Origin of the sequence: Natronococcus sp. CG52 (assembly GCF_023913515.1) — an archaeon.
Lineage (GTDB): Archaea > Halobacteriota > Halobacteria > Halobacteriales > Natrialbaceae > Natronococcus > Natronococcus zhouii.
In genome coordinates, this window is sequence record NZ_CP099391.1 from 2,122,758 (window position 1) to 2,146,658 (window position 23,901).

The window sequence follows — 23,901 nt, forward strand, 5'->3', positions numbered from 1 at the left end:
GCCTACCCGCACCGGTCGCGGTCGACCGGCGACGCGACGCACAGTCCCGAACGAGTGATCGAACTACTGTCTTTTGTTCATCCATTTGTAGATTGTGAGAATAGGAAGGGCTTAACCATTGCCCGATGACAATCGAATAACAGACTTGCTGGTGTGGAACGGCGGACCACTGACCCCGGTGACGTTATGGAACGTGTGAATCGAAGCGAGGCGGTCGTCCTGATCACGGAGCACGAAGAGAGCGAGCTGTCGGCAGCGATCGACGGAGAGCCGTCGCTGGACGTCCGAGCGATATCGCGCGACCGCGCGGTCGACGCCATCTCCGGTTCGCTCGCGGCGGAGACGGACTCCGAGGCGACGGTCGATACTGCGATCGACGAGGACCCGTGCGGCGTCGTCCTCGAGCTCGATCAACCGTCGGCGATCCGGTCGGTCCTGTCGCACGTCAACGCGGATCTGCCCGGCGTGCCGACCATCGTCGTCCCGCGAGAGGGAAGCGAACGGGCCGCGACGGCCGCACTGCGCGCGGGAGCGACCGACTACGTGCCGGCCGACGAGCCGAACCGCGTCGCCGATCGAATCGCCGACACGATCACGAACGCCCCGTCCGCTCCGGCGACCGGAGCGGGGACGGCGTACCACCGCATTCTGGCGAACGAACTCCCCGACGAGGCGTTCGTCATCGACGAGGACGGCACCTACCTCGAGGCGAAGATCCGGCCCGGCTCGGCCTCCCTCTATACGGTCTACGCCGAGGAACTCGTCGGCAGTCGGATCCAGGACGCGTTTCCCGACGACGTCGCGTCGAAACTCCTCTCGTGTCTCGAGCGGGCGATCGAAACCGGCGACGTCCAGTCCGTCGAGTACGGTGCGGAGACGACCGCGGGGCGGCAGCGGTTCGAGGCGCGCGTCGTCCCGATCGACGAGCGAATCGAGGGCCAGCGCGCCGTCGTCTGGCTGGCCAGGGACATCACCGAACGGTCGAAACGCGAACGCCAACTCCAGTCGCGACAGGACCAACTCGAGACGCTCAATCGGATCAACCGGGTGGTCCGGCAGGTGATCGAGACGCTCGTCGAAGCCCCGAGCCAGGACGCCATCGAACGGAAGGTCTGCGAACAGCTCGTCGAGTCCGAGCTGTACTGCGCGTCCTGGATCGCCGAACGAACCGGCGAGGGACAGCTCTCCTACCGAACCGGGGCCGGGCAAGCCGAAACGCTCCTCGAGACCGTCGAGAGCCGTGCGTTCGAAGAACCGCAACTGACCCAGCGCGCCGTCAAGTGCGGCGAGATTCAGGCGGCAAACGACGTTCTCGAGACCGAATCGATCCCCGACGAGCTGCAGGACGCGGCCCGGGAGGACGACGTCAACGCCGCGATCGCCGTTCCGATCAGGCACGGCGACACCATCTACGGCGTGCTCTGCGTACTCGCGAGCCGCAACGACGCTTTCACCGAGAGCGAGCAGGACGGTTTCCAGCTGCTCGGCGAGACGATCGGGTTCACGATCAGCGCCGTGAAGAACCGACAGCTGCTCTTCTCGGACAGCGTTCTCGAACTCGAGTTCCGCATCGAAGACGGAGAGACGTTCTCGTTCGATCTCTCGAGGACGTACGACTGTACGTGTTCGCTCGAGTGGGCGGGATCGACCGCTGACGGTCGCATCTTCCAGTACGTGACCGTCGAGGGGCTCGACGGCGAGACGGTGCTCGAGGAGGCCTCGGCCCACGACTCCGTCGAGGAGTGTCGGCTCATTCACGACGGTGCCGACCAGTGTACGATCGAGATCCGGCTCACCGAGTCGGGCGTCCGCACCCTCGCCAACCACGGCGCGACGATCAGGGACGTGACGGTCGAAGACGGCGTCGGCCACCTGCTGGTCGAGGTGCCGCGAGACGCGGACGTTCGCGAGATCGCCGAAGCCCTGAAACTCGTCTACGAGGATACGGCGCTCGAGGCCCGACGGGAGGTGGATCATCCCGTCACGACGGCCGTCGAGCGGCGCAATCGCGTCCTCGATCAGCTTACGGACCGACAGCTCACGACCCTGCGTCTCGCCTACTACGGCGGCTTTTTCGACTGGCCCAGGGAGAGCACGGGCGAGGACGTCGCGGAGGCGATGGACGTTTCCCCCCCGACGATGCACCAGCACCTCCGGAAGGGACTCAAGACGGTGCTCGGCGAATTTTTCGAAGAAAGCAGCGGAACGATGTGATTGCGCGGCGTTCGTCGCCGCCAAAACCGGTCGAGGGAACGGTAGGTGGTGGCGTTTCGAACGATCCCCCCGTCCCGGCGCCTTCAGAACGAAGGCAGATGCCGGTACGTTCTCAACCCTGATAACCTTACCCGAACCGATCGTCGGCTGACGTGGCCGTCCCCGACGTAATCGATAACTCGGCGGCCGTCACTCCGCCGTTCCAGGACCGTTCGACCCGCCGACGGCGCGTTCGATCGTCTCGTCGACCAGTCCACGCGCGAGGAGTGCGGCGACCTGATCGACGTCAGTGTGGACCGGTCGATCCGCCTCGAGCGACGGGACGACCTCCCGGACCAGGTCGTAGACGGCCGCCGTGCCGACGCCGAGCGACAGGGGGTCGTCGGTCTCGAAGGCGTCGTCCGCGTAGTCGGCGGCCTGCGTCCCACAGACGAGTTCAGCCGCGACGACCTGCGTGGCGTTTTCGACGGCCGTACGGGCGTGGAGCGCCGACTGGGCGCTCATGCTAACGTGATCCTCCTGACCGCCGCTGACCGGCGTGTTGTCCGCCGAGGCGGCCCCGAGCGATCGAAGTTCGTTGACCAGAGACGCGGCCGTGTACTGGGCGATCATGTAGCCCGACTCGACGCCGCTGTTGGCGGCGAGAAACGGCGGAAGGTGTGGCTCCTGCAGGTTCGGGTTCAGCAGCCGATCGATCCGGCGCTCCGAAATCGCCGCGAGATCGGTTAGCGCGAGGCGAACGTACTCGAGTCGCAGCGCCAGCGGCGCCCCGTGGAAGTTGCCTCCGGAGAGGATCGCGGCGTCTTCGGTGCCCGAAGCGCGGTCGTCGACGCGGTCGCCGGCGAAGACGAGCGGGTTGTCCGTCGCGCTGTTGAGTTCGATCTCGACCGCGTCGCGGAGGTGGGCCAGCGCGTCCCGGACGGCGCCGTGGACCTGCGGGAGACAGCGCAGCGAGTAGGCGTCCTGCACGCGGTCGCAGTTGCGGTGTGCCTCGACGATCTCGCTCCCCGCGGTGAGCTCGCGGATCGCCTCGGCGCTCTCCAGTTGACCCGAATGCGGCCGCACCTCGTGGATCGCTCGATCGGCCGTCGCCGTCGTCCCGAGCGTCGTCTCGATAGTTAGCGCGCCCGCCGCGTCGGCGCCGCGGACGGCCCGTTCGCCGTCGACGACGGCGAGTGCTGCGAGTCCGACCGTCAGCTGCGTGCCGTTGATGAGCGCGAGGCCCTCCTTCGGCGCCAGGGTGAGGGGCTCGAGGTCGATCTCGGCGAGCGCGTCGGCACCCGGCAGTCGCTCGGTTTCCGACGCGTCCGCCGACTCACCGCGAGTCCGATCGACCACGGCCTCGCCCTCGCCGACGAGGACCAGCGACATGTGTGCGAGCGGCGCGAGGTCTCCGCTCGCGCCGAGACTGCCGTGGGATCTGACGACCGGGTGGACGCCCTCGTTGCACATCGCGACGAGGTGGTCGACGACGGTCTCGCGGATCCCCGAGTAGCCCTTGACGAGGGCGTTGATCCGGGCGATCAGCATGGCGCGGACCTCCTCGCGAGTGAGTTCCCGTCCCGCGCCCGCCGCGTGGCTGCGCAGCAGGTTGAGCTGTAACTGTTCGACCTCCTCGGGCGGAATGCGTTCGTCGACCAGTTCGCCGAAGCCGGTGTTGAGCCCGTAGACGGGTTCGCCGCTGTCGATGACGTCCTCGACCCGGGCGCGGGACTCCCCGATCCGGTCTCGAGCGCTCTCGGGGATCTCGATTCGAGCCCCATCTCGTGCGACCGCGACGACGTCTTCGGGAGTCAGTGACTCGCCGTCGACGACGACGGTCATCGGCGATCACCCCCGACCGCGACGATCGGTCGTGGGAAACTCGCACACGAGCGCACAACGGGCATAAGGCTCGTTTCCCAACCGGAGGACGCATGCCAAACGCAGCGATCGTTATTCTCGCCGGTACGGAATCGCCCGCCGAACTCGGCCGCGTCGTCAACGGACTCCAGACCGCCCAGGAGTTCGACGAGGCCGGAGACGACGTCGAGATCGTCTTCGACGGCGCCGGAACGCAGTGGATCCCCGAGCTCGCGGACGAGGACCACGACTACCACTCGCTGTACACCGATCTGACCGGCCTCATGACGGCGTGTCACTACTGTGCGAACGCCTACGACGTCGCCGACGAGGTCGAGGACAGCCCCGCCGAACTGCTCGACGAGCACGAGGGCCATCCGAGCATCCGATCGCTCGTCGAGGACGGCTACGAGATCATCACGTACTAACGCGCGTTCCTGCGGTTGAGTACCGACGTTCGGGGCGGATCGCGGAACGGACGCGCTCGGGACCGAATCCGTCCCGTCGACCGCGACCGTCATTCGCCCATCACCTCCCCGGCCTTGAGCACGGTGTCGACGGCCGGCGTGTCGAACCGGTAGGAGACGTGGACGTACGACGGCGCCTCGAGCACGACGGCGTCGGCCGGCGCTCCCTCGCGAAGCGTGCCGGTGCCGTCCTCGAGGCCGAGCGCCAGCGCGGCGTTGCGCGTCGCCGCGAGCAGCGCCTCGGCCGGCGTCATCCCCATCTCGACCGCGCCGAGCGTCTGTGCGAACCCCATGCTTCGAGCGTGACAGTTGGGGTTGAAGTCGGTCGCGAGGGCGACCGGCGCGCCGGCCTCGAGGAACGCCCGCGCGTCGGCGTACGCCTCGCCGAGGCCGAACGCGGTGCCCGGCAGCAGAACGGGGACGACGCCAGCCTCGACGAGCGCGTGGATGTCGTCCTCGTCTGCGTGCAGCAGGTGGTCGGCGCTCGCGGCCTCGAGGTCTGCTGCGAGCCGTGCACCGCCGAGACGCGTGAACTCCTCGGCGTGGACCTTCGGCGTCAGGCCGTACTCCGCGCCGGCCTCGAGGACGCGCCTCGACTGCTCGACGTCGAAGACCCCTTCCTCGCAGAAGACGTCGCAGAACTCGGCGATCCCCTGGTCGGCGACCGCCGGAAGCTGTTCTTCGACGACGGCGCGGACGTAGTCGTCCGTCTCCTGGCCCTCGGGGACGGCGTGAGCGCCCATGAACGTCGGGACGAGATCGATCGGCTGCGCGTCGTCCGCGCGGTCGATCGCCTCGAGCAGTCGGAGCTCGCTTTCGGTGTCGAGTCCGTAGCCCGACTTCACTTCGACAGTCGTCGTCCCGTGGGCGAGCATGGTTTCGAGGTGGCCGCGGAGGTTCTCGAGCAGTTCGTCGTCGCTCGCCTCGCGGGTCGCCCGGACGGTCCGGAGGATGCCGCCGCCCTCCTCGAGGATCTCCTGGTACTCCTTGCCCCGCAACTTGGCCTCGAACTCGTCGGACCGATCCCCGGCGAAGACGGCGTGCGTATGGGGATCGACGAAGCCGGGAACGACCGCTCGTCCCCGAGCATCGATCGCCGTCTCGGCGTTCTCGGGCGGGTACTCGCGGGTCACGTCCTCGCTCGAGCCGATTGCGACGACCTCGCCATCGACCGCGGCGACGGCGGCGTTCTCGCGGACGTCGAGCGACGAGTTGCCGGGGCCGTCCGCCGCCGGTCCGACGACGAGTTCTCCGATATCGTAAACGACACACGTCTCGCCCGTTTCTGACGGCGCCTTACGTTCGCTCATCGTTTCCCCTCCAGGTAGCCCGACAGGAAGTGAGCGATCGAACGGGCTGCCGCGTCCGTCGTCAGCCCCTCCCGATCGAGCGGCGGGGCACACTCCACGATTTCGAAGCCGGAGATCCGGTCGTCGCTCGCGAGCAGCCGCAGCAGCCGGAACAGCTCCCGCGTCGTCAGCCCGCCCGGGGTCGGCGCGCTCACGCCCGGCGCGGCGGTGGCGTCGAGGACGTCGCAGTCGACGCTGACGTAGAGGTGATCGACGTCGGCCATCGCCTCGAGCGCGCGATCCGCGGCCTCGACGGCGTCGTCACCGACCTCTTCGGCGGTGACGACCTCGCCGCCCCGCTCGCGGAGGAACTCGTGGTACGGCGTCGAGGTTTCGAAGTGGCGCGCGCCGACGCAGGCGTAGCGCTCGAGCCCCGCCTCAACGAGCTGTCGGTAGGGCGTGCCGCTCGTCGGGTCGTCGTCGACCTCGCGAACGTCGAGGTGGGCGTCGAGGTTGACGACACCGACGGATCCCTCGCGAAGCAGCGGCGCGACGTTCGGATAAGTGAGCGAGTTGTCCCCGCCGAGGAAGATCGGGAGCGCGTCGGCCTCGTGGACGAGCCGTGTCGTCTCCTCGAGGTCGGCCTGGACGTCCGCGACCGACTCGTCGGTCCCCTCGGCCTCGAGGCGCTCGACGAGCGAGCGCACGTCGCCGAGGTCGGCGACGGCGTCGATCGGTCCGCCGTCGAAGTGGTGGCTCTTGGTTCGCGCGAGCGATCGTCTGATCGCGGGCGGCGCTTCCCGCGCTCCCTGCCGTCCGATGACCGCGCTGTCGTACGGCTCGCCGACGAGAACGGCGGTCGCGGCTGCGTCCTCGAGGCTCTCGAGATCGACCCGTTCGACGACGTGGCCGAGCAGTTCGTCGTTCGGGTCGCCGCCGCGCGCCAGTTCGCGCCAGCCGCCCGTCGTCTCCCAGTCCGGGTGGGTCGCGAACCGGCGTCCGTTCCCGTCCTCGCGTTCGCCGTCGTCGGTCATTTGCGGCCCTCCATCGGAACGGGCACGTTCGAGTCGCGGGCCTCCTCGTGCGCCTCCTCGTACCCCGCGTCGGCGTGGCGGATCACGCCCATTCCCGGGTCCGTCGTGAACACCCGTTTTGCCTTTCGGGCGGCCAGGTCGGAGCCGTCGAGGACGACGTGATTGTTCGCGTGAAGGGCGTTGCCGATGCCGACGCCGCCGCCGTCGTGGACGCTGACGATGTCGGCGCCGGCTGCGCAGTTGAGCAGCGCGTTCAAGATCGGCCAGTCGGCGACGGCGTCGCTGCCGTCGCGCATCGCCTCCGTCTCGCGGTTCGGGCTCGCTACGGAGCCGGCGTCCAAGTGATCCCGCGTGACGACGATCGGTGCCGAAATTTCGCCGTCGGCGACGAGGTCGTTGATCCGGAGGGCGAAGCGGGCGCGCTCGGTGAGCGCCTCGTCGCCCTCTCCATCGGTGTTGTAGCCGAGCCAGCACACCCTCGAGGGCAGCCCCTGGAACTCGACCTGCTCCTGGGCGAGGTCGATCCAGCGGTGGAGATGGTCCTTCTCGGGGAAGAGTTCCCTGACCGCGTCGTCGGTCCGGTGGATGTCGGCCGGGTCGCCGGACAGGGCGACCCAGCGGAACGGCCCCTTCCCGCGACAGAACAGCGGGCGGATGTACGCCGGCACGAAGCCCGGGTAGTCGAACGCCGACTCGTGGTCGCGGTGGTCGGCGACCTGTCCGCGGATGTTGTTGCCGTACTCGAAGGCGACCGCGCCCTCCTCCTGCATCTCGAGGATCGCGTCGACGTGGCGCTCCATCGTCGCGAGGCTCTCCGCGACGTAGCTTTCCGGATCCTCCTCGCGAAGCCGGTCGGCCTCCGCGACCGAGTAGCCGGACGGGTAGTAGCCCTCGAGTTCGTCGTGGGCGCTGGTCTGGTCGGTGACGATGTCCGGGACGAAGCCGCGCTCGAGCATCGCCTCGAGCATATCGGCGGCGTTCGTGTGGACGCCGACGCTGTAGGGTTCGCCGGCCTCGGCGGCGGCTTCGGCCCGCTCGATCGCTTCGTCGAGGTCGTCGGTCTTCTCCCGGCAGTAGCCCGTCTCGAGGCGGCGGTCGATTCGGTTTTCGTCGACTTCGGCGGCGATGCAGACGCCGCCGTTCATCGTCACCGCGAGCGGCTGGGCGCCGCCCATCCCGCCGAGTCCGCCGGTAACGACGATCTTGCCGTGCAGGCCGTCGGTGTCCGGGTAGTGCTGGTTCGACAGCTCGGCCAGCGTCTCGTAGGTGCCCTGGATGATCCCCTGGGTGCCGATGTAGGCCCACGAGCCGGCGGTCATCTGGCCGTACATAATCAGGCCCTTCGCCTCGAGTTCGTGGAAATGTTCCCAGTCGTCCCACTTGCCGACGAGGTTCGAGTTGGCGATCAGCACCCGCGGCGCGCGCTCGTGAGTCTCGAATCGGCCGACGGGCTTCCCGCTCTGGACGAGCAGCGTCTCCTCGTCGCCCAGTTCGCGGAGTTCGTCACAGATCGCGTCGTAGGCGTCCCACGAGCGCGCCGCCCGGCCGGTCCCGCCGTAGACGACCAGGTCCTCGGGCCGCTCGGCGACGTCGGGATCCAGGTTGTTGTTCAGCATCCGGAGGGCGGCCTCCTGGCGCCACCCCTCACATTCGATATCCGTCCCCGTCGACGCACCCTGGTACTCCCGCCACTGTTCGCTCGGAGAACCCCTCCCGAGAGACGACCGCTGCTCGTTGCTCATACTCGGTAGAACGACCCGCAGAACCAACACCTATGATGTTCCGTTCGGAAATGGATTTATAACGGGTGGGGCGCGTACTGGAAGCGCGTGTACGAGTCAACCTTCGCCATCTCCGACTCGAGCGCCTACACCGAGCCGACCGACGGAACCGACTGTCGAATCGAACTCTGGTGTAACGACCACGCGGATCTCCTTTACGTCGCCGGCTCGACGATCGAGCCGGTCCTCTCCCAGGTTCGTTCCGATATCGGGGTCGACGAGTGCGTTCGGGGGGACGGAGAGGCCGTCGTCATCACGAGTTCGTGTCTGAAACGACACGAGACTACGTACGTCGAGCAGTATCTCGAGTCCCACAACTGTCTCTTTCTCCCGCCGCTCCGGTACGAAAACGGGAGGAAACACTGCCGGATCCTCGCGCTCGACTCGACGAGCCTCACCGCGCTCTACGCCGATCTCGTCGACGACGGGTTCGAGATCGACGTCCTGAGCAAGCGCGAAATCGACGTCCCCGCTCGATCCTCCCCGCTGTTGTCCCTCGACGAGGTTCTCCCGGAACTGACGGATCGGCAGCAGGAGGTCCTGTCACTGGCGATCGAGGCGGGGTACTACGAACTCCCTCGAGAGACGACGACCGAACGGCTCGCCGACGAACTGGGAGTCAACCGGCGGACGGTGGAGGACCACCTTCGGCGCGCCGAGAGAAAGCTGGTTACGTCGTTACACCCACACCTGTACTGATCCTCGTCCCCCACTCCTGAGAAACGCGCTCGTATCGCGTACGATCTCGCGTCGCGTGAGGTTTCGCGTTACGCGAGATTCCGCCCGTACTGGATCGAGCGCGTCACGTTTTCGCACTCTCGACGGAACGACCGTCCTTCGACGGCGTCAGTTCCGTGGTACGGACACTCAACCGACTATAAGAGTCACAGATGTTAACCCGACTGAGGATGGGACTGGCCCGACTCGGTTCGGAGGATGAGCGATTCGGGTATCCAGCGGAGACGGCCGCCTCGAGAGCCGGCGGAGGATCAGTCGTGATCGACGAAACCTCGGTCGAGGCCGTGTTCGAGGGGTCGAACGGCGAGTACTACACCGGCTGGGAGGTCGATCGACGCCTCCGGACGGACGCGTGGCGCCCCTGTCTTCGACAGAACGATCCCGACCGACGGCTGATCGAGGTCGAAACCGGCGTCCTGCTGTTGCTTGCGCCGATCGACCCGGAGGAGCTACCGGCCTCGATGGTGGTCCGTGTCGACGATGACATCGCCCGAGTCGTCGACACGAGGCGCCCGTTACCGACCGCCCGCTCGGTGCAGGCTCTCGAGTAACCTGTAACGGGCGGAAGGGCCAGCTGCTCCGGAGTCGCCGAAGGGCGACCCTAGCTTCGGCTCTGCAGTCGTGATCCCGTGCGCTTTCCGGGCATCGGTCGAGGAGATCCGTCCGCGAATCGCCGTCGAACTCCGGTCCGGTTTCCCGAGTGTACGGCCGTTCTGACCGTCTGTAGTCCGAATGTAACCGTTTTAGGCACGGCCGTTATAGCTCGTAGGGACACCCAACCCCGACCGACGATCGCGAGCCGAACTGACACCGATTACAGAGACATGAGCACGGATACCCACGCGGGCTCGAGTACGGGGTCCGTCAGACGCCGCCTCTTCCTGGGCGGACTCGGATCGCTACTCTCGCTCGGCACCCTGGGAACGCTCGGCTACGCCACGCGGTCGCCGGCCGAGACGCTCGAGGTCCGAGTCTGGCTCTCGGAGGAGGCGGCCCGATACGACGCCGTCGACAGCCGGCTGCTCGAGTACCTCGACGCACTGCTGGGCTACGAGTACTGGCAGCTCGAACTCTCGTACGGCGGCGTCGTCTCGGTTTCGACCGAGGACGGCGCCCGCGTCACGATCAACGGGGAGTGGCCGAAGATTCTCGCGGCGGGCGCGCTGGGGGCGCGCGATCTCGATCCGGTGGCGGACGTCAACCTGCTCGTGACCGACGGACAGATGACGACCACTCCGACCGGATTTGCGATCCCGCAGGTCGCCTCCGTCGGCGGCGCCCGGTATCTCGCCACGCTGCCGCCGTTCGACGAACTGGAGACGGTCCGGGACGGCGATTCGATTCACCGGGTCGTCGAAAACGAGCGACGGACGCGGACGACACAGATCCTGTTACACGAACTCGGCCACGCCCTCGGACTGGAACACGACCACGGCATCGCGTTCCGCGACGGGGACGCGATCGTCGCGACGCCGATGCTCAGCAGCTACGCCTGGGATTCGACGTACGAGAACGATCGGTCGCGGTGTGGGACGGTCTACCCGAGGACGGACGGTTACGACCGCACGCTCAGTCTTACCTTCTCGGCGTGCGCACAGCGCGAACTCGAGGCGTACAACGGCGGGTTCTCGCTGTAGCGCCACCGCTGTGGGGCAGTATCTTCTCACCGCTCGGCCCGCAGGATGAAACGGAACGGCGACGCTCCGAAAAGCGGCCGGCCTGCAGTCGACCCGGTGACTCAGGACGTTACTCGTCGTTGTCTTCGCTCTCGCCGCGAGCGAAACTGGCCTGACTCTCGGCCTGTTCCCCGTTCGCCTCGGCGCTCGGCCCCTCGATGAGCGACTCGAAGTCGTCGGCGTCGTCGTACTGGTCGCGGTAGACCAGCGCGGCCTTTCCGAGGGAGGTGATCTCGTACAGCCCGGATCGTTCCGCCGGACCGATCTTGCGGACGAGGCTGTAGTCCTCCAGCACCGGCAGTCTGGTGTTGATGTTCTTCCGGCTCTTTCCGGTGTGGGCTGCGAGATTGGTCGCGACGTTGCGCCCCTTATCCTCGAGTTCCTCGAGAATCAGGAAGTCAGTGGGTTGTCGTAATTTCACTCTCGGTCACGCTCGTACTCACACTATATTTCCAGTGGTGACTAATACTTTCGATCCGACCGGTCGGGTCCCTCCCGCGATTTGCCGGGGTAATAACGCGGTAGAGCGTCTGAGGGGAGTACTCCGGCAGTCTCAGTTACCGAGTGTCAGTCTCCTGAACGCCCGAGCGGTTCGCCCGATCGCGAACGCGTTCGAGACCGGCCGTCGCGAACCACTCGAGCAGCGAGGCGACCTGCTCCGGCGAGCGAACGCGGCCGGACGCAGCGGTCGGCTCGTCGCCGCCGACTCGTACGCCGATACCCTCCGGTTCGACCGCCTGAAACGCCGACTCGTCGGTGACGTCGTCGCCGATATAGACCGGGACCGCCTCGTCGGGGAGGTCCGCCACGATCAGTTCGACCGCGTTCCCCTTTCCCCAGGGGATATTCGGACCGATCTCGAGGATCTGCTTGCCGGTCGACACCTCGAGGTCGTCGCCGCCGAACCGGTCGACGGCGTCGTACGTGAGCCGTTCGACCTGCGGCTGGGCGCCCGACGGGACCGAGCGGAAGTGGACCGTCGCGGTCAACCGCTTGTTCTCGATCCGAGCGTTCGGAACGGGTTCGAGGGCAACCTCGAGCGCCTCGCAGACCGCGTCGATCCGTTCGGCACGTTTGCGCGCAACCGGGTGGACGGCGACCGATCCGTCGCGAGCGAGTTCGAGCCCGTGATTGCCGGCGTAGATCCGGGGCCCGTCGACTCGCTGGCGCACGTCCGCGAGTCCCCGACCGCTGACGACCGCGGTCGTTACGTCCGGCTCGGGCGTGACGGTCTCGAGTGCGTCCGTGACGGCCTGCGTCGGCTCTGCCTCGTCCGGATCCTCGACGATCGGTGCGAGCGTCCCGTCGAAGTCGAGACAGAGGAGCAGCTCCGCGGCGCCGGACAGTTTCGTTCGGAGCCGCGGCACCAGCTCGTCGATCGGCCGCGGGTGCGTCTTGCTCTTCGACATTCTACACTGGCGGCGTCTGCGCGTCCGTGTCTCGATCCGAGTTCGATCCCTCGTCCTCGTCGTCGTCCGAGTCAGAAGGCGCGTGAACGCGCCTGATCTCGTCGAACTGGCTTCGCATCCACGACTCGAGGTCGCCGTCGAACACCCGATTGCGGAGCGTGTTCATCCGCCGCCGGCGTTCCTCGGTCGGCATCGACAGCGCGGTCTCGAGCTGTGAGGCGAACGCGTCGGTGTCGGTCGGGTCGATCGTCAGCGTGGTGTCACCGAGTCGCTCGTGGGAACCGGTGCGGTCGCTCAGCACCAGGACGCCGTCGCCGTCGACGCTCGAAGCGACGTACTCCTGTGCGACGAGGTTCATCCCGTCGAGCAGCGGGCTGATAATCATCACGTCGGCCCGTCGGTAGAGTCCGCAGAGGTTCTCGTGGGAGACGTAGTCCTCGGTGTAGACGATCGGCTGCCAGTCGTCGGTCCCGAACCGGCTATTGATGCGTTCGACCTCGCTCCGGACCAGTTCGCCGAGTCGTTCGTAGGCGGGGATACCCGTTCGCGAGGGCGTCGCCTTCTGGAAGAACGTGAACTCGCCGTGCCACTCGGGACTGCGCTCGAGGACGCGCTCGATCGCCGACAGCCGCTCGGGAATTCCCTTCGAATAGTCGAGACGGTCGACGCCGAGGGCGAGGACAGTGTCGGCGGGAACGTCGTGGCGCTCGAGCAGCGCTGTCACCTCTTCGTCGTCGACGGCGCGGGCGTCTTCGTCGTAGGATTCGGCGTCGATCCCCATCGCGGACGTAACGAGTCTCGTCGTTTTACCCTCGTAGCGGACGAGGCACTCGTCGCGGTCGACGACCGCGTCGGCGAGGAACTCCTCGACGCAGTCGAGGAAGAGCGTGGCGTACTGGTCGACGTGGAATCCGAGCAGGTCGTTTCCGAGCAGTCCCTCGAGAATCTGCTCGCCCTCCGGACAGTGTGCGAACGTCTGCGGCGTCGGCCAGGGGATGTGCCAGAAGTGCGCGATCGTCGTCCCGTCTGGTACGCGTTCGCGGATCATCCGCGGCGCGAGCGCGAAGTGGTAGTCCTGGATCCAGACGACCGAGTCGTCGGTCGCGTGCTCCGAGACGGCCTCGGCGAAGCGCTCGTTGACGGTGCGGTACCACGCGAAATCGTTCGACCAATCGCCGTCTTTCTCCTCGATCAGGTCGGGAAACTCGTGGCACAGCGGCCAGAGAACCTGGTTGCTGAAGCCGTAGTAGTAGGAGTCGACCGCCTCTTCGGAGAGGTCGATCCGGTGAAGCGTGTACGCGTCCTCGCCCGGCGGCACGGTGACGCAATTGTCCCCGTCCGTGACGTCGAAGTCAGCCTCGCCGTCGCCCCAGGCGATCCAGGTCCCGCTTGCCTGCTTGACGACCGGATCGATACCGGCGGTCAGCCCGCCGGCCGGTTCGTCGACGGTAATCGATCGTCCGTCGGCCGAATCGTCGAGCGTACCGTCGGCGTTCGCCGCGGCCTCCGATCCGTCGTCCGCGTATTCGTGGCGATACGGCTGCCGGTTCGAAACGACGATCAACGAACCGGGACAGGACGGACCGTCGTCGCCGGATTCGTCGAGGGTCCGGGTTCCGCCGTCTGTTCGTCGCTCGTCCGCGAGTCTCTTCGACAGTCGCTGCTCCGTGAGTCGCATTCGCTGAATCGAAACAGTTCGCCGACGTGTTGGTTCGCGGCCTGCAACTGCATGGACCTCTAATGGGACCCCGTATCATTCAGGCGGATGGACCCGTCAAACAACCGGTTTCGCCGATTTTTCGCGGCAGTTCGTTTCGAAGACCCGAACGTTCTTCTCCCGATCGGCCGAAGCGCCGGCATGCATCCACCGTTCGAGGCCCGCATCGAAACCTGTCAGCGACGCCTCGAGGCCGTCGACGCGGACCTGCTCGTCTGCTTCCCGAGTCCGAGCCTCACCTATCTCACCGGCTTCGCGGAGTCGCCGTCGGAGCGCCACCTGTTGCTGTTCGTCCCGCGAGTCGGCTCACCGGCACTCGTCGCGCCGACGATGTACGAGGCGCAGTTGACGGCCTTCGACATCCCCGACCTTCGACTCTGGGACGACGAGGACGATCCGGTCGCGGTCGTCGACGGAGTGCTCGAGGAGTACGAACTCGAGTCTCCGACCGTCCTCCTCGACGACCGCATGTGGACGACGTTCGGCCAGGATCTGCGCGCGCTGCTTCCGACGGGCGAGTTCGGCCTCGCGAGTACCGTCCTCGAGCCGTTGCGAATCCGCAAAGACGAGGTCGAACTCGACGCGCTCCGGCGGGCGGGGGAGATCGCCGATCGCGTCTCGCTCGAGATCCGGTCGCGCGGCGAGGATCTGGTGGGAACGACCGAGGCCGAACTCGCCGCGGAGATCGACCGCCTGCTCGCGGCGGAAGGCGGCGGCGAGCCGGCGTTCGAGACGATCGTTGCGGCGGGACCGAACGGCGCCCGGCCGCACCACCACAGCGGCGACCGCGAAATTCAACGGGGCGATCCGATCGTGCTCGACTTCGGCGCGTTCGTCGACGCCGACCTCGAGGCCGGCACCGCCCGCTACCCCGGCGACCAGACCCGGACGATCGTCGTCGGCGACCCGCCGGCCGAGTACGAGCGGGTTCACGACGTGGTCCGCGAGGCCCAGCAGGCCGCCGTCGAGGCCATCGAACCCGGCGTCGCGGCCGGCGAGATCGATCTCGCTGCCCGGTCGGTTATCAAGGATGCCGGGTACGGCGATGCGTTCGTCCACCGCACCGGCCACGGCGTCGGCCTCGAGGTCCACGAGCCGCCCTATATCGTCGACGGTAACGACCGCGAACTCGAGCCGGGTATGGTCTTCAGCGTCGAGCCGGGGATCTATTTCGAGGGACAGTTCGGCGTCCGGATCGAGGACCTCGTGGTCGTCACCGAGGACGGCTGCGAGCGGTTGAACGACTCGCCTCGAGGGTGGAAGACCGGAGCCGCCAGCGAGTGAGCAATGCCCTCGATCAACCGGCGGTTCCGCGGCGTGGTGAAGACGCTCGCGACCGCGCTCGACGACGTCCCGTGGGCGCTGACGGGCAGTACGAGCTTCGCGCTGCAGGGCGTTCCGCTGACTCCGAACGACGTCGACGTGCAGACGACCGAAGACGGTGCGTACGAGATCGAACGCCGGTTCGCGGCGCAGGTGGTCGAACCGGTTTCGTTCGCCGAATCGGCGTCGATCCGGTCGCACTTCGGCGCCCTCGAGCAGGACGGCGTCCGCGTCGAGATCATGGGCGACGTTCGGAAACGACGCGACGGCGGAACCTGGGGGTCGCCGATCGAACTCGCGGAGCATCACGAGTTCGTGACCGTAGACGGCGTTCGGGTTCCGGTTCTCTCGCTCGAGTACGAAGCGGACGCCTACGAGAAGTTGGGACGGACAGAGCGAGCTGCACTCCTTCGCGAGCACGCCGATTAGGCGGTGCGTCGCTCGGACCGTTTGTCGGCTGTACGAACGACTCCTGACTCGATCGGACCGTGAAACGGGTTCGTACGCCCCCGCGGCTAAAATATATTTTAGCTAACAGTTATTCGCTGACGTGCCGTTCGTTCGAGTATGAGAGAACCCTTGCAACCGCCGGAAACGGACAATACGATCACGAATGGACGAGCGCCGGTCGTCGACGCGGACGCCGACGACCGAATCGTCAAGACCGGAACGACGACGCTGGGAGCGGTCGCCGTGGACGGCGCCGTCCTGGCCGCGGACAGCCGGGCCAGTCTCGGCGGACAGTTCGTCACGAACCGGACGGCCCAGAAGATCGAACCCATCGACGACCGGACGGCGGTCGCCTTCGCCGGCAGCGTGAGCGACGCCCAGTCGTTCGTTCGACAGCTTCGGGCCGAAGTTCGGGGCTACGAAATGCGACACGAACGGCCGATGTCCGTCGAGACGATGAGCACCGTCGCTGGCGACCTCGTTCGCCGCGGCTCCTACCGGATCCTCGACCCGGTGCTTGCCGGCGTCGACGACGAGCCGGCAGTGTACGATATCGGCCCCGGCGGCGGCGTCATGCGAACCGACTACGCTGCGAGCGGTAGCGGGATGCAACTCGCCTACGGCGTCCTCGAGAACTCCTACGAACCGGACGCGACCGTCGAAGAACTTCGGGACGTCGCCGTCTCAGCCGTCCACGGCGCGACCGAGCGCGACACCGCCAGTGGCGACGGGATGACCGTCGCGGCGATCACCGAGTCGGGGATTGACCTCGAGCGGTTCGACGACCTGGAGGCGGCCGTTGCGACGACGAACGAGACTCCTGACGGCGCCGAGGAGGTGGCCTGAATGGAGTCCTCGCGCCAGCAGGCCTACGACCGCGGGCACACCATCTTCTCGCCGGACGGGCGGCTCTACCAGGTCGAGTACGCGCGGGAGGCCGTCGAGCGCGGCTCGCCCAGCGTCGGCGTCCGAACCGACGAGGGGGCCGTCCTCGCAGCCCGGAAGCGGCTCCCGTCGCCGCTGCTCGAGGCCGACACGGTCGAGAAGATCCACCGGGTCGACGACCACGTCGCGGTCGCCTCGGCGGGCCACGCGGCGGACGCCCGTCGGCTCGTAGACCTCGCGCGCGAGGTCGGCCAGCGCCACCGGCTCCGGTACGGCGAACCGATCGACGTGGAGTCGCTCACGACGGCGATTGCCGACCACGTCCAGGAGTTTACCCAGACGGGTGGGTCGCGGCCCTACGGAACCGCGTTGCTCGTCGCTGGCGTCGACGAGTCCGCACCCGCCTCGAGCCCGCGACTGTTCGAACTCGATCCGAGCGGGACGCCCTACGGCTGGCGCGCGGTCGCGATCGGGAACGGCGCCGACGCCGTTCGAGGATACTTCGAATCGGCACTCGGCGACGACGGTGGCGGAACCCAGTGGGGGATTCGACGCGCACTCGAGGGGCTCGGGACGGCAACCGACGAGCCGCTCGTTCCCGAGAAAGTCGACGTCTGGAGGATGGAACCGGAGCCGGTGACGGTCCAGTCGCTCGCGAACGACGAAATCGCCGCTGCACTCGCAGAATCGGGCGTGGACGGCGGCCAGGAGAACTGAGAACGGGTGCGACGACTGGGGCCCTCACTCCGCGGGCCGACTCTGTGCGTCCGTCGAACCGTCCGCCCCTTCGGTCGTCGCCGGAGTTGCCGTCAGCGACTCCGCCGAGGAATCCCCCGCCATCCGTTCGCTCGACACGAGAGCCGCGTCCGGCCGTTCTTCCGGTTTCGACGGCGCCGTATCCGTCCGCTGGATCTCTCGAATCTGCACGGTTCCGTCGACGTACAGCGCCAGGATCTCCTCCTCGAGTTCGACGACGACCCGAACGCACAGGGGGTCCTCGGAAAGCACCGTCTCGTGCCACTCGTCGCCGACGTTCCAGATCGGACGGTCGCGAATCGGCCGATCATGGTCGCGGTGAAACGACACGACGGCAGGATGCTCGAGCAGGGCGAGCGTGACGGGGCAGCGGACACCGTGGCCACACTGGTGACACTCGAACGCCGCCTGAAGGTGGCCCGTCATCGGTTCGGGTAACAGATCTTTGACGCCCTCGGTCGGCGAAACGAGGTGGCCGTCGATGCGGCCGCTACACTCGGGGCAGACGCCGTCCTGCATGAGCGCAAGCCGATGGCGATGGTGGCGATCGAACGCTTCCGGCAGTCGCTCTCCGTGAGCTTCGAGTCCCGACGGCGGAAAGTCGAGTCCGAGCAGGGAGCGATCACACTCCCGACACGCGACCGTGACGACGTTGTCCGTGGACGTCGCCTCGAGCCCCGCCGCGTCGCAGAACGGGCAGGGGTCGGACAGCGAGATCGGGTCCCGGTCGACTCGTCGAGTGTAGTCACCGGCGGCGATGGCGCGGGCAATCTTCCGGCCCGCGTACGTGAACTCGTAGCCGTCGGAGTCGGTTCCGTCTCCCTCGACCTTCCGGAGGTACGCCCCCTCGAGTTGCTCGAGGTGGTAGGCGAACTTGGCCGACGTCTCGAGCCCCGACGCCTCGAACAGGTCCGTGAACGTCGGTCGCGACGGACCGTCCGCGTCGGTCCGCGCGAGCATCGTCTCGAGAATTCCCATCCGGATCTCGTTACCGAGCGCCTGGAACGCGTCGCTCGGCTCGGTGACGATAGTTCCGGCCGGTTGGTCGTCGTTTCGACCGTCCGATGCGGTCGTCGCGTCGCCATCGGATCCTGGAGTCATTCGCAGCTAGTTTGTCGCTCCGTCGACAAGTGGGTGTGGATACCGGTCGGTTCAGCCGGTGAGAAACTTCCGCAACTCCTCTCGGTAGGCCTCGGGTCGGTCCTCGGGCACCCAGTGGTTCGCCTCCTCGAGGCCGACGAGTTCGGCGCCGTCGATATCGCCCTCGAGTCGCTCGGCGTACTCGATCGGCTGGAACTCGTCCTCGGCGCCCCAGAGCATGAGCGTCCGAGCGTCCACCGCGCTGTGGTCGATCTCGGTCGTGTGGCTCGTGTTCGTCCCGATGGCGTTCCGGGAGAGCGAGACCTTCCCCTCCTCGGAGGCCCACTGGGTAACCATCCCCTCGACGAAGGCGTCGTCGGCGTCGTCACCGTACAGGGTCTCTCGGTAGACCGACTCGAGCAGGTCGGTCAGGTCGTCGACGCTCATCTCCTCGATGGTCGACGGCAGTCCGAGATCGACGATGCGCTCGATCGGCCAGGAGTCGTAACAGACGGCGTTCGAGAGGACGAGGTCGTCGACCGCGTCGGGTTCGTGGACCGCGTAGCGCAGCCCGACGCCGCCGCCGAGGTCGTGGCCGACGAAGGAGACCGAGTCCAACCCCAGCTGGTCGAACAGGTCGGCGACCGCGCGCTCCTGGGCTCGGATGGAACGGTCGAACCGGTCGTCCATCGTCGACTGACCGTAACCGACCATGTCGGGAACGATCACCCGGTAGTCGTCGGTGAACGCCGGAGCGATCTCGCGCCAGAGAAACGACGAGGTCGGAATGCCGTGGAGAAAGACGAGGGGGTCTCCCTCGCCTTCGTCGTAGTACGCCATCTCGAGGGCGTGTTCGTCGACGGTCACGGTCGTCGATTCGAGGTGGTCGATCCACTCGTCGTACTCCATGGTCGGCGCTCCCACACGCGAGTCAATAGTGATTCGCCCTGACCGGACGCGGCCGAGCGCCGGCTCGAGTCGACCTGGAAACGCTTAGGAGTCTCGCGGTCACAGAGTCTGACGTGAGCGAGAATCGCGTCGTTCAGGGGCGAATGGTTACGGCCGAAAAGCTCGCGGAGCTAATCGAGGACGACTCCGTCATGGAGGTCGACTCGATCGAGGAGGCCGACAGGGAGTGTCCCGACTGTGGCGGCAACGTCCTCAAGGTCGGCTACATGCCCTCCGTCACCGAGTTCGTCACCGGCTGGAAGTGCCAGGACTGCGACTGGAGCGAGACCGACAGGGACTGAGAGCACCTTTTCCCGACGGATACAGGCACTCTGCTGGTGTCACTGCAGCGCGTGGAGTCAGTTACGAAGTGCGTGCTCCGGAAACTCGGCACCGCTCTGTGATTACAGCCAATTCTCACGCCAGTAGACACATACCTGATCCGTCGAAAGAGAGCCACTCATTCCCAACGGACCCGAATAGCATCTCAACCAGCGACGGCTCGCGGGCTACAAAATATACTGGAAGGAGTATCTTACAGCTACGACGTAATTCTCGTGTGCAAACGCGTTCTGCTGGTTATTATCATTCTACTCTTCCCTTCGAGATATCGATCTGCCCGGTGTCTGCACCGACCATTCAGCGACGCTCAACGTTTGCACAACAATGAAAATCCCGACATCGTAACAGTGAACGAAACCCAGTCATATAAAATTACATGATTGTATAGTTCTGTTTCAATATATTTCACATATACATGTCTTTTCGCCAATCTTATTGCATACTATAACCCATACTTTCAGTATGGATAGAAGAAGAGTATTAGCAGGTACGGGTATCGCTTTCTCTGCTGCACTCGCCGGCTGTTCCGATCTCGACGGCGATCAGGCCGACGAGAATGACGATGGTGCCGACGATCTCGACGAGGACGACCACGACCAGGGCAACAGTACCGACGATTCTAGTGAGGACGACACTGTCGATGATCAAGGGGATCAGGACCAGGATGGCGAGCAGTTAGACGAAGACGAGGAGTACGAAATCCAGGAGGAGGAAGAGCAGGAAGAGCAGGGTCAAGACGAAGACGAGCAGGAGGACACCGAAGACGATGAAGAGGCTGAGCCGGAAAAACAGCCCAATGTGATCCTTCCAGAGGACGCTGAGGAGCATCTGGATGTTCTCAATCACGAACTCGACTCGGACGGGACCCGGTGCGAGTTTTACGGGGACCTCGAGCGAACCAGCAGCGACGACGAGTACCACGTCTCCTTTGATACCGAGGTAACGCTCTATTCTGACGGCGGTGAGACGGTCGCAGAGAAATCTGGCCCGAGTGTGGATAGGGATGATCTCAGAGAGGGTGAGAGCCGAGTCTACTCGATCAGTTTCGACGACTGCGAGGGTGCTAACCAGTATACGTTCGAGGTTGTGAATTTTAGCGCTATCCTCACGGCCGATGCGATGGAGGCTGACGTCGAAATCCATCCCGAGCTCGAGGATAAGCTCGAAGTCGGTCACAGCTTCAGCTGGGTGGACGAGCCTGGTAGTGGCCGATGTCGGATCCGTATGAGTGTAGAAAACACCACTCACGATCACGTCATCAGTGCCACCGCAAATAGTGATGATCTCGATCTCGGGTTCACTAACATCGAGCCGGGTGAATCAGCTGAGAAAGAGATCGAGGGGTCCTGTAGTGAGGACATCGAGCAGTATCTAGTTCGAATCGGAACGTCAGACTACGAGATTGAAGACGCTGAACTGGTCAACGATCACAATGAAGAGATCGATGCAGAGGGTGAAGTGAGCCTCTCCGAGGAAGCTGAAGAGCATCTGGAGGTTCAGGATCACGCGCTCATACGGAATGGTTCGGATGGATGTGAGGTTCGTATCGAAGTCGAGAAAACCAGCGTCGACAAGTACCTAATCTCCTTTAGGGCTGCGGTGGGTGTCTATTCTGATGACGGTGAAGAAATTGCGCGGAGAGGAGGTCTCGGCGGGCCGGGTACAAGTAACGAGCGTATTGAAAAAGGCGAGAGCCGAATCTACTCGAGTCTCGGTTTAGAAAACTGTGAGGGAGCTGCTGAGTATGAGATCGATGTTTGGCGTTTTGGCGCTTCCGTCCCGATCGACGAGCTGGATCCTGACTTCGACCTGGATACCGAGCTCGAAGGAAAACTCAAAGTCACGGATTCTTCGATCCGTTATCTCGATTCCGTTCCGCTCTACGATAGTGAACCCTGCAGGAAACATGCAACAGTGAAAAACGTCACTGAAGACTATCGTCTCTCTGTTAGAGGGCCAGAAGGCGACGAACGCAGAAAAACGATCACGCTTGAACCAGACGAAACCGGTGAGTTCTATTACTCCGGTTGGTGCTCGGTCTCTATGGACGATCTCACGTACGGGTACAGCATCCAGGCAGAGGAAGTCACAGAGATCGACTCGTAGCGCAACTCTTCCCTGATTTCAAGGAACGGAGACAACGGAGGAATGCGGTGGGTTCGATGGGTGACTGTTTTGGACCGGTGCTATGCGTGCCTCTGACGCCGGAAAAGGTCGGTCTGGGGAAGTGGAAGGAAGCGACTTTTTGTATCAACTGGTGGCTATCTATTGACTACTGGGGGTTTAGCTCGGAGCGGTCTCCTGGCGAAGATCGCCGAGCTTTGGACGTCTGATTTTCTGACGGCAAGCAGAAAATCATGCGCCTAAGACAGCAGAGGGATATATTCCACAGGAGGGAGGAACAGTTCCCGCAGGCGAGTGTGATGTTCGGGTAGTACGACACTCGATAGGCAAGACCGTTCTCGAGTACGAACTCTAAGTATTCGTCTGCCATCCGTTCTGGATTCTGCATCTGATAAAAATCGTCCAGAACGAACTCCGTTTGAGTCACTCGGTAAATGGCACCCGACGATGTCTAGCATCTACTGGTGGCTATTCTTCGCGAGACAATTTTCGCATTTAACAAAATTGAAGGGGAATCGATATCGGATGATCTGTTCTTACGGCCACTTTCGAGCTCACCAGAGACGAAATCCACTTCTTGGATACATACGAGGCATCCAATATTCGATGTTGAGCAAAAGTCCTAATGGAACAGTCATTAAACCGCGTTCCTGACGCCGTTCCGGCTGGGTCGCTCCGCCGCTGCCCGCCCCTCGAAACCCGGACCTCACCGCTGTCGGGACGATCTACAGCGACTCGGCCGCGTAGGACGTCTCGATCCCGTGGTTCCGAAGGAGGTAGCCGGCCAGCGACGTGGCCCACTGGGTCTGGGTCTCGAGGGTCGTCTCGTATCGCGTGACCTCCGTGAGATAGCCGGCATCCTCGAGGTCGGCGGCGACCTTGTGGACGAGTCGAGGGTGTTCGCCAGAGAGGGTGTTTCCGAGCGTGAAATCGTAGTCCTCGGGATACGAGTCGTCGATAACGTTCCGGTTCATGCAGCCGGCGACGTTGCTCGCGATCGCCCTCGAGTTACCCGCCGCGGACGGGAAGATCGCCTGTCCGTAGCCGTCCGGGCCGAGATCCGATCCCCAGATCCCCATGGAAGTGTGCATGTCGATAACGACGTCCGCGTCATAGTCCGTGATGAGGTCCCAGATCTCCCGCGCGATCGGCGTCGTGGGAGCCGAGCCGGAGGGGAACTGCTGATTCAGATCGCCGTCCGGCCCGCTGTACGTCCGCGCTTCGACCGCCGGCGCGTTCGCTTCGGGCAGCACGATGAGCGTTCCGCGGTCGAACTCCCACCCCCTGGCGTTCCGGGCGGCCTCGACGCCAGCCAGTTCGTTGCCGTGGATGCCCCCGATGACGACCGCCGTCGGACCCGATCGTTCGGATTCGCCGATGTACGCCGTGGTCTCGTACTCGGTTCCTGCCCGTAGCGTGCGCGTGGTTCGACGGATCGGGCGGAATCCGTCGTCCGCGCTTACGCTTCCGACGCCGACGAGTGCAGCGGTCGCTACCGTCGTCCCGCTCGCGATAAACGATCGCCGAGACGGCGTCGTCCGTTCAGTGCGTTGCTCCGGTTGTTCGTCCGCCGAGTGGTCGTTCATTGAATTCAACCGGGTACACCAAACTGGAATGTGTATGAAAGTATACTGTCTTTTCCAGATGACAAAGCGATCATATCGGCAGCGTCTCGAGCCGCACCGGTTCGTATACCTCCGGAGATAAATGGCGCCATCGAGCCGCGTGTGTGCCGAATTCGTTCCATCCGCGAATAGCGCCACTCGACCGGAGCGCCCGTTCTCGCCCGAATTTTCGCCGAGAACGTGCTCGATCCTGTACTGCGA

At 65.1% G+C, this 23,901-nt stretch carries 21 protein-coding genes; 11 read left to right on the plus strand and 10 right to left on the minus strand.

What is annotated here, in order from left to right:
* The first annotated feature begins 186 nt into the window (after positions 1 to 186).
* A complete protein-coding gene (locus NED97_RS10775; protein ID WP_252487047.1) occupies positions 187 to 2,214 on the plus strand; it encodes a bacterio-opsin activator domain-containing protein in 2,028 nt (675 codons plus the stop codon).
* A gap of 189 nt (positions 2,215 to 2,403) precedes the next feature.
* On the opposite strand, the gene hutH is transcribed toward NED97_RS10775, so the two are convergent.
* A complete protein-coding gene (hutH, locus tag NED97_RS10780) occupies positions 2,404 to 4,038 on the minus strand; it encodes a histidine ammonia-lyase (RefSeq protein ID WP_252487048.1) in 1,635 nt (544 codons plus the stop codon).
* Between the two features lie 92 nt (positions 4,039 to 4,130).
* Between hutH and NED97_RS10785 the strand changes: the two genes are divergently transcribed.
* Complete coding sequence (locus NED97_RS10785; RefSeq protein WP_252487049.1) at positions 4,131 to 4,484, plus strand: hypothetical protein; 354 nt, start codon at positions 4,131 to 4,133, stop codon at positions 4,482 to 4,484.
* Positions 4,485 to 4,573: 89 nt separating this feature from the next.
* On the opposite strand, the gene hutI is transcribed toward NED97_RS10785, so the two are convergent.
* Genes hutI through hutU form a run of 3 tightly spaced genes read right to left on the minus strand, consistent with a single transcriptional unit; the run spans position 4,574 to position 8,588 of the window.
* A complete protein-coding gene (gene hutI, locus NED97_RS10790; protein WP_252487050.1) occupies positions 4,574 to 5,833 on the minus strand; it encodes an imidazolonepropionase in 1,260 nt (419 codons plus the stop codon).
* Positions 5,830 to 6,846, minus strand: a complete 1,017-nt coding sequence (gene hutG, locus NED97_RS10795; RefSeq protein WP_252487051.1) for a formimidoylglutamase — start codon at positions 6,844 to 6,846, stop codon at positions 5,830 to 5,832. Before hutG ends, hutI begins: the two co-directional genes overlap by 4 nt.
* Entirely contained in the window at positions 6,843 to 8,588 is a 1,746-nt protein-coding gene (gene hutU / locus NED97_RS10800) for a urocanate hydratase (RefSeq protein ID WP_252487052.1), read from the minus strand. Before hutU ends, hutG begins: the two co-directional genes overlap by 4 nt.
* An 87-nt stretch (positions 8,589 to 8,675) precedes the next feature.
* On the opposite strand from hutU, the gene NED97_RS10805 reads away from it, so the two are divergent.
* From NED97_RS10805 to NED97_RS10815, 3 genes are all read left to right on the plus strand, one after another.
* Positions 8,676 to 9,326 carry a helix-turn-helix domain-containing protein gene (locus NED97_RS10805; protein WP_252487053.1) on the plus strand — a complete coding sequence of 217 codons (651 nt, stop codon included), beginning with the start codon at positions 8,676 to 8,678 and terminating at the stop codon, positions 9,324 to 9,326.
* A 296-nt stretch (positions 9,327 to 9,622) separates the two neighbouring features.
* Positions 9,623 to 9,916, plus strand: a complete 294-nt coding sequence (locus tag NED97_RS10810; protein WP_252487054.1) for a hypothetical protein — start codon at positions 9,623 to 9,625, stop codon at positions 9,914 to 9,916.
* 273 nt (positions 9,917 to 10,189) lie between these two features.
* On the plus strand, positions 10,190 to 11,002 hold the full coding sequence (locus NED97_RS10815) for a zinc metalloprotease (protein ID WP_252487055.1): 813 nt from the start codon (positions 10,190 to 10,192) through the stop codon (positions 11,000 to 11,002).
* A 109-nt stretch (positions 11,003 to 11,111) separates the two neighbouring features.
* Here the strand turns inward: NED97_RS10815 and NED97_RS10820 are convergent, their stop codons facing one another.
* From NED97_RS10820 to NED97_RS10830, 3 genes are all read right to left on the minus strand, one after another.
* Positions 11,112 to 11,462: a winged helix-turn-helix domain-containing protein gene (locus tag NED97_RS10820; RefSeq protein ID WP_252487056.1), complete on the minus strand. Its 351-nt coding sequence runs from the start codon at positions 11,460 to 11,462 to the stop codon at positions 11,112 to 11,114.
* 136 nt (positions 11,463 to 11,598) lie between these two features.
* A complete protein-coding gene (otsB, locus tag NED97_RS10825) occupies positions 11,599 to 12,450 on the minus strand; it encodes a trehalose-phosphatase (RefSeq protein WP_252487057.1) in 852 nt (283 codons plus the stop codon).
* 1 nt (position 12,451) lies between these two features.
* Positions 12,452 to 14,128, minus strand: coding sequence for an alpha,alpha-trehalose-phosphate synthase (UDP-forming) (locus NED97_RS10830; RefSeq protein WP_252487058.1), 1,677 nt, complete (start codon positions 14,126 to 14,128; stop codon positions 12,452 to 12,454).
* 180 nt (positions 14,129 to 14,308) lie between these two features.
* Here NED97_RS10830 and NED97_RS10835 point away from each other — a divergent pair, with 180 nt between their 5' ends.
* From NED97_RS10835 to NED97_RS10850, 4 genes are all read left to right on the plus strand, one after another.
* A complete protein-coding gene (locus tag NED97_RS10835; protein WP_252487059.1) occupies positions 14,309 to 15,451 on the plus strand; it encodes a M24 family metallopeptidase in 1,143 nt (380 codons plus the stop codon).
* A 3-nt stretch (positions 15,452 to 15,454) separates the two neighbouring features.
* Positions 15,455 to 15,919: a nucleotidyltransferase domain-containing protein gene (locus NED97_RS10840; RefSeq protein WP_252487060.1), complete on the plus strand. Its 465-nt coding sequence runs from the start codon at positions 15,455 to 15,457 to the stop codon at positions 15,917 to 15,919.
* A 138-nt stretch (positions 15,920 to 16,057) separates the two neighbouring features.
* On the plus strand, positions 16,058 to 16,786 hold the full coding sequence (locus tag NED97_RS10845; protein ID WP_252487061.1) for a proteasome subunit alpha: 729 nt from the start codon (positions 16,058 to 16,060) through the stop codon (positions 16,784 to 16,786).
* Positions 16,787 to 17,542 carry an archaeal proteasome endopeptidase complex subunit alpha gene (locus NED97_RS10850; RefSeq protein ID WP_252487062.1) on the plus strand — a complete coding sequence of 252 codons (756 nt, stop codon included), beginning with the start codon at positions 16,787 to 16,789 and terminating at the stop codon, positions 17,540 to 17,542.
* Between the two features lie 24 nt (positions 17,543 to 17,566).
* On the opposite strand, the gene NED97_RS10855 is transcribed toward NED97_RS10850, so the two are convergent.
* Together NED97_RS10855 and NED97_RS10860 are read right to left on the minus strand one after the other, a co-directional pair.
* Positions 17,567 to 18,682 (minus strand): DUF7351 domain-containing protein, encoded by a 1,116-nt coding sequence (locus tag NED97_RS10855; protein WP_252487063.1) that lies wholly within the window; start codon positions 18,680 to 18,682, stop codon positions 17,567 to 17,569.
* A gap of 51 nt (positions 18,683 to 18,733) precedes the next feature.
* Positions 18,734 to 19,570 carry an alpha/beta fold hydrolase gene (locus NED97_RS10860; protein WP_252487064.1) on the minus strand — a complete coding sequence of 279 codons (837 nt, stop codon included), beginning with the start codon at positions 19,568 to 19,570 and terminating at the stop codon, positions 18,734 to 18,736.
* Between the two features lie 113 nt (positions 19,571 to 19,683).
* Here NED97_RS10860 and NED97_RS10865 point away from each other — a divergent pair, with 113 nt between their 5' ends.
* Together NED97_RS10865 and NED97_RS10870 are read left to right on the plus strand one after the other, a co-directional pair.
* Positions 19,684 to 19,911 carry a DUF5795 family protein gene (locus tag NED97_RS10865; RefSeq protein WP_252487065.1) on the plus strand — a complete coding sequence of 76 codons (228 nt, stop codon included), beginning with the start codon at positions 19,684 to 19,686 and terminating at the stop codon, positions 19,909 to 19,911.
* 502 nt (positions 19,912 to 20,413) lie between these two features.
* Positions 20,414 to 22,057 carry a hypothetical protein gene (locus NED97_RS10870; RefSeq protein WP_252487066.1) on the plus strand — a complete coding sequence of 548 codons (1,644 nt, stop codon included), beginning with the start codon at positions 20,414 to 20,416 and terminating at the stop codon, positions 22,055 to 22,057.
* A gap of 743 nt (positions 22,058 to 22,800) precedes the next feature.
* Here the strand turns inward: NED97_RS10870 and NED97_RS10875 are convergent.
* Positions 22,801 to 23,661, minus strand: a complete 861-nt coding sequence (locus NED97_RS10875; protein WP_252487067.1) for a succinylglutamate desuccinylase/aspartoacylase family protein — start codon at positions 23,659 to 23,661, stop codon at positions 22,801 to 22,803.
* Positions 23,662 to 23,901 lie beyond the last annotated feature (240 nt).

Coding starts and splice junctions, on each gene's coding strand:
- NED97_RS10775 (WP_252487047.1), top strand. CDS start 187: ATGGAACGTGTGAATCGAAGCGAGGCGGTCGTCCTGATCACGGAGCAC.
- hutH (WP_252487048.1), bottom strand. CDS start 4,038: ATGACCGTCGTCGTCGACGGCGAGTCACTGACTCCCGAAGACGTCGTC.
- NED97_RS10785 (WP_252487049.1), top strand. CDS start 4,131: ATGCCAAACGCAGCGATCGTTATTCTCGCCGGTACGGAATCGCCCGCC.
- hutI (WP_252487050.1), bottom strand. CDS start 5,833: ATGAGCGAACGTAAGGCGCCGTCAGAAACGGGCGAGACGTGTGTCGTT.
- hutG (WP_252487051.1), bottom strand. CDS start 6,846: ATGACCGACGACGGCGAACGCGAGGACGGGAACGGACGCCGGTTCGCG.
- hutU (WP_252487052.1), bottom strand. CDS start 8,588: ATGAGCAACGAGCAGCGGTCGTCTCTCGGGAGGGGTTCTCCGAGCGAA.
- NED97_RS10815 (WP_252487055.1), top strand. CDS start 10,190: ATGAGCACGGATACCCACGCGGGCTCGAGTACGGGGTCCGTCAGACGC.
- otsB (WP_252487057.1), bottom strand. CDS start 12,450: ATGTCGAAGAGCAAGACGCACCCGCGGCCGATCGACGAGCTGGTGCCG.
- NED97_RS10830 (WP_252487058.1), bottom strand. CDS start 14,128: ATGCGACTCACGGAGCAGCGACTGTCGAAGAGACTCGCGGACGAGCGA.
- NED97_RS10835 (WP_252487059.1), top strand. CDS start 14,309: ATGCATCCACCGTTCGAGGCCCGCATCGAAACCTGTCAGCGACGCCTC.
- NED97_RS10840 (WP_252487060.1), top strand. CDS start 15,455: ATGCCCTCGATCAACCGGCGGTTCCGCGGCGTGGTGAAGACGCTCGCG.
- NED97_RS10845 (WP_252487061.1), top strand. CDS start 16,058: ATGAGAGAACCCTTGCAACCGCCGGAAACGGACAATACGATCACGAAT.
- NED97_RS10850 (WP_252487062.1), top strand. CDS start 16,787: ATGGAGTCCTCGCGCCAGCAGGCCTACGACCGCGGGCACACCATCTTC.
- NED97_RS10855 (WP_252487063.1), bottom strand. CDS start 18,682: ATGACTCCAGGATCCGATGGCGACGCGACGACCGCATCGGACGGTCGA.
- NED97_RS10860 (WP_252487064.1), bottom strand. CDS start 19,570: ATGGAGTACGACGAGTGGATCGACCACCTCGAATCGACGACCGTGACC.
- NED97_RS10870 (WP_252487066.1), top strand. CDS start 20,414: ATGGATAGAAGAAGAGTATTAGCAGGTACGGGTATCGCTTTCTCTGCT.
- NED97_RS10875 (WP_252487067.1), bottom strand. CDS start 23,661: ATGAACGACCACTCGGCGGACGAACAACCGGAGCAACGCACTGAACGG.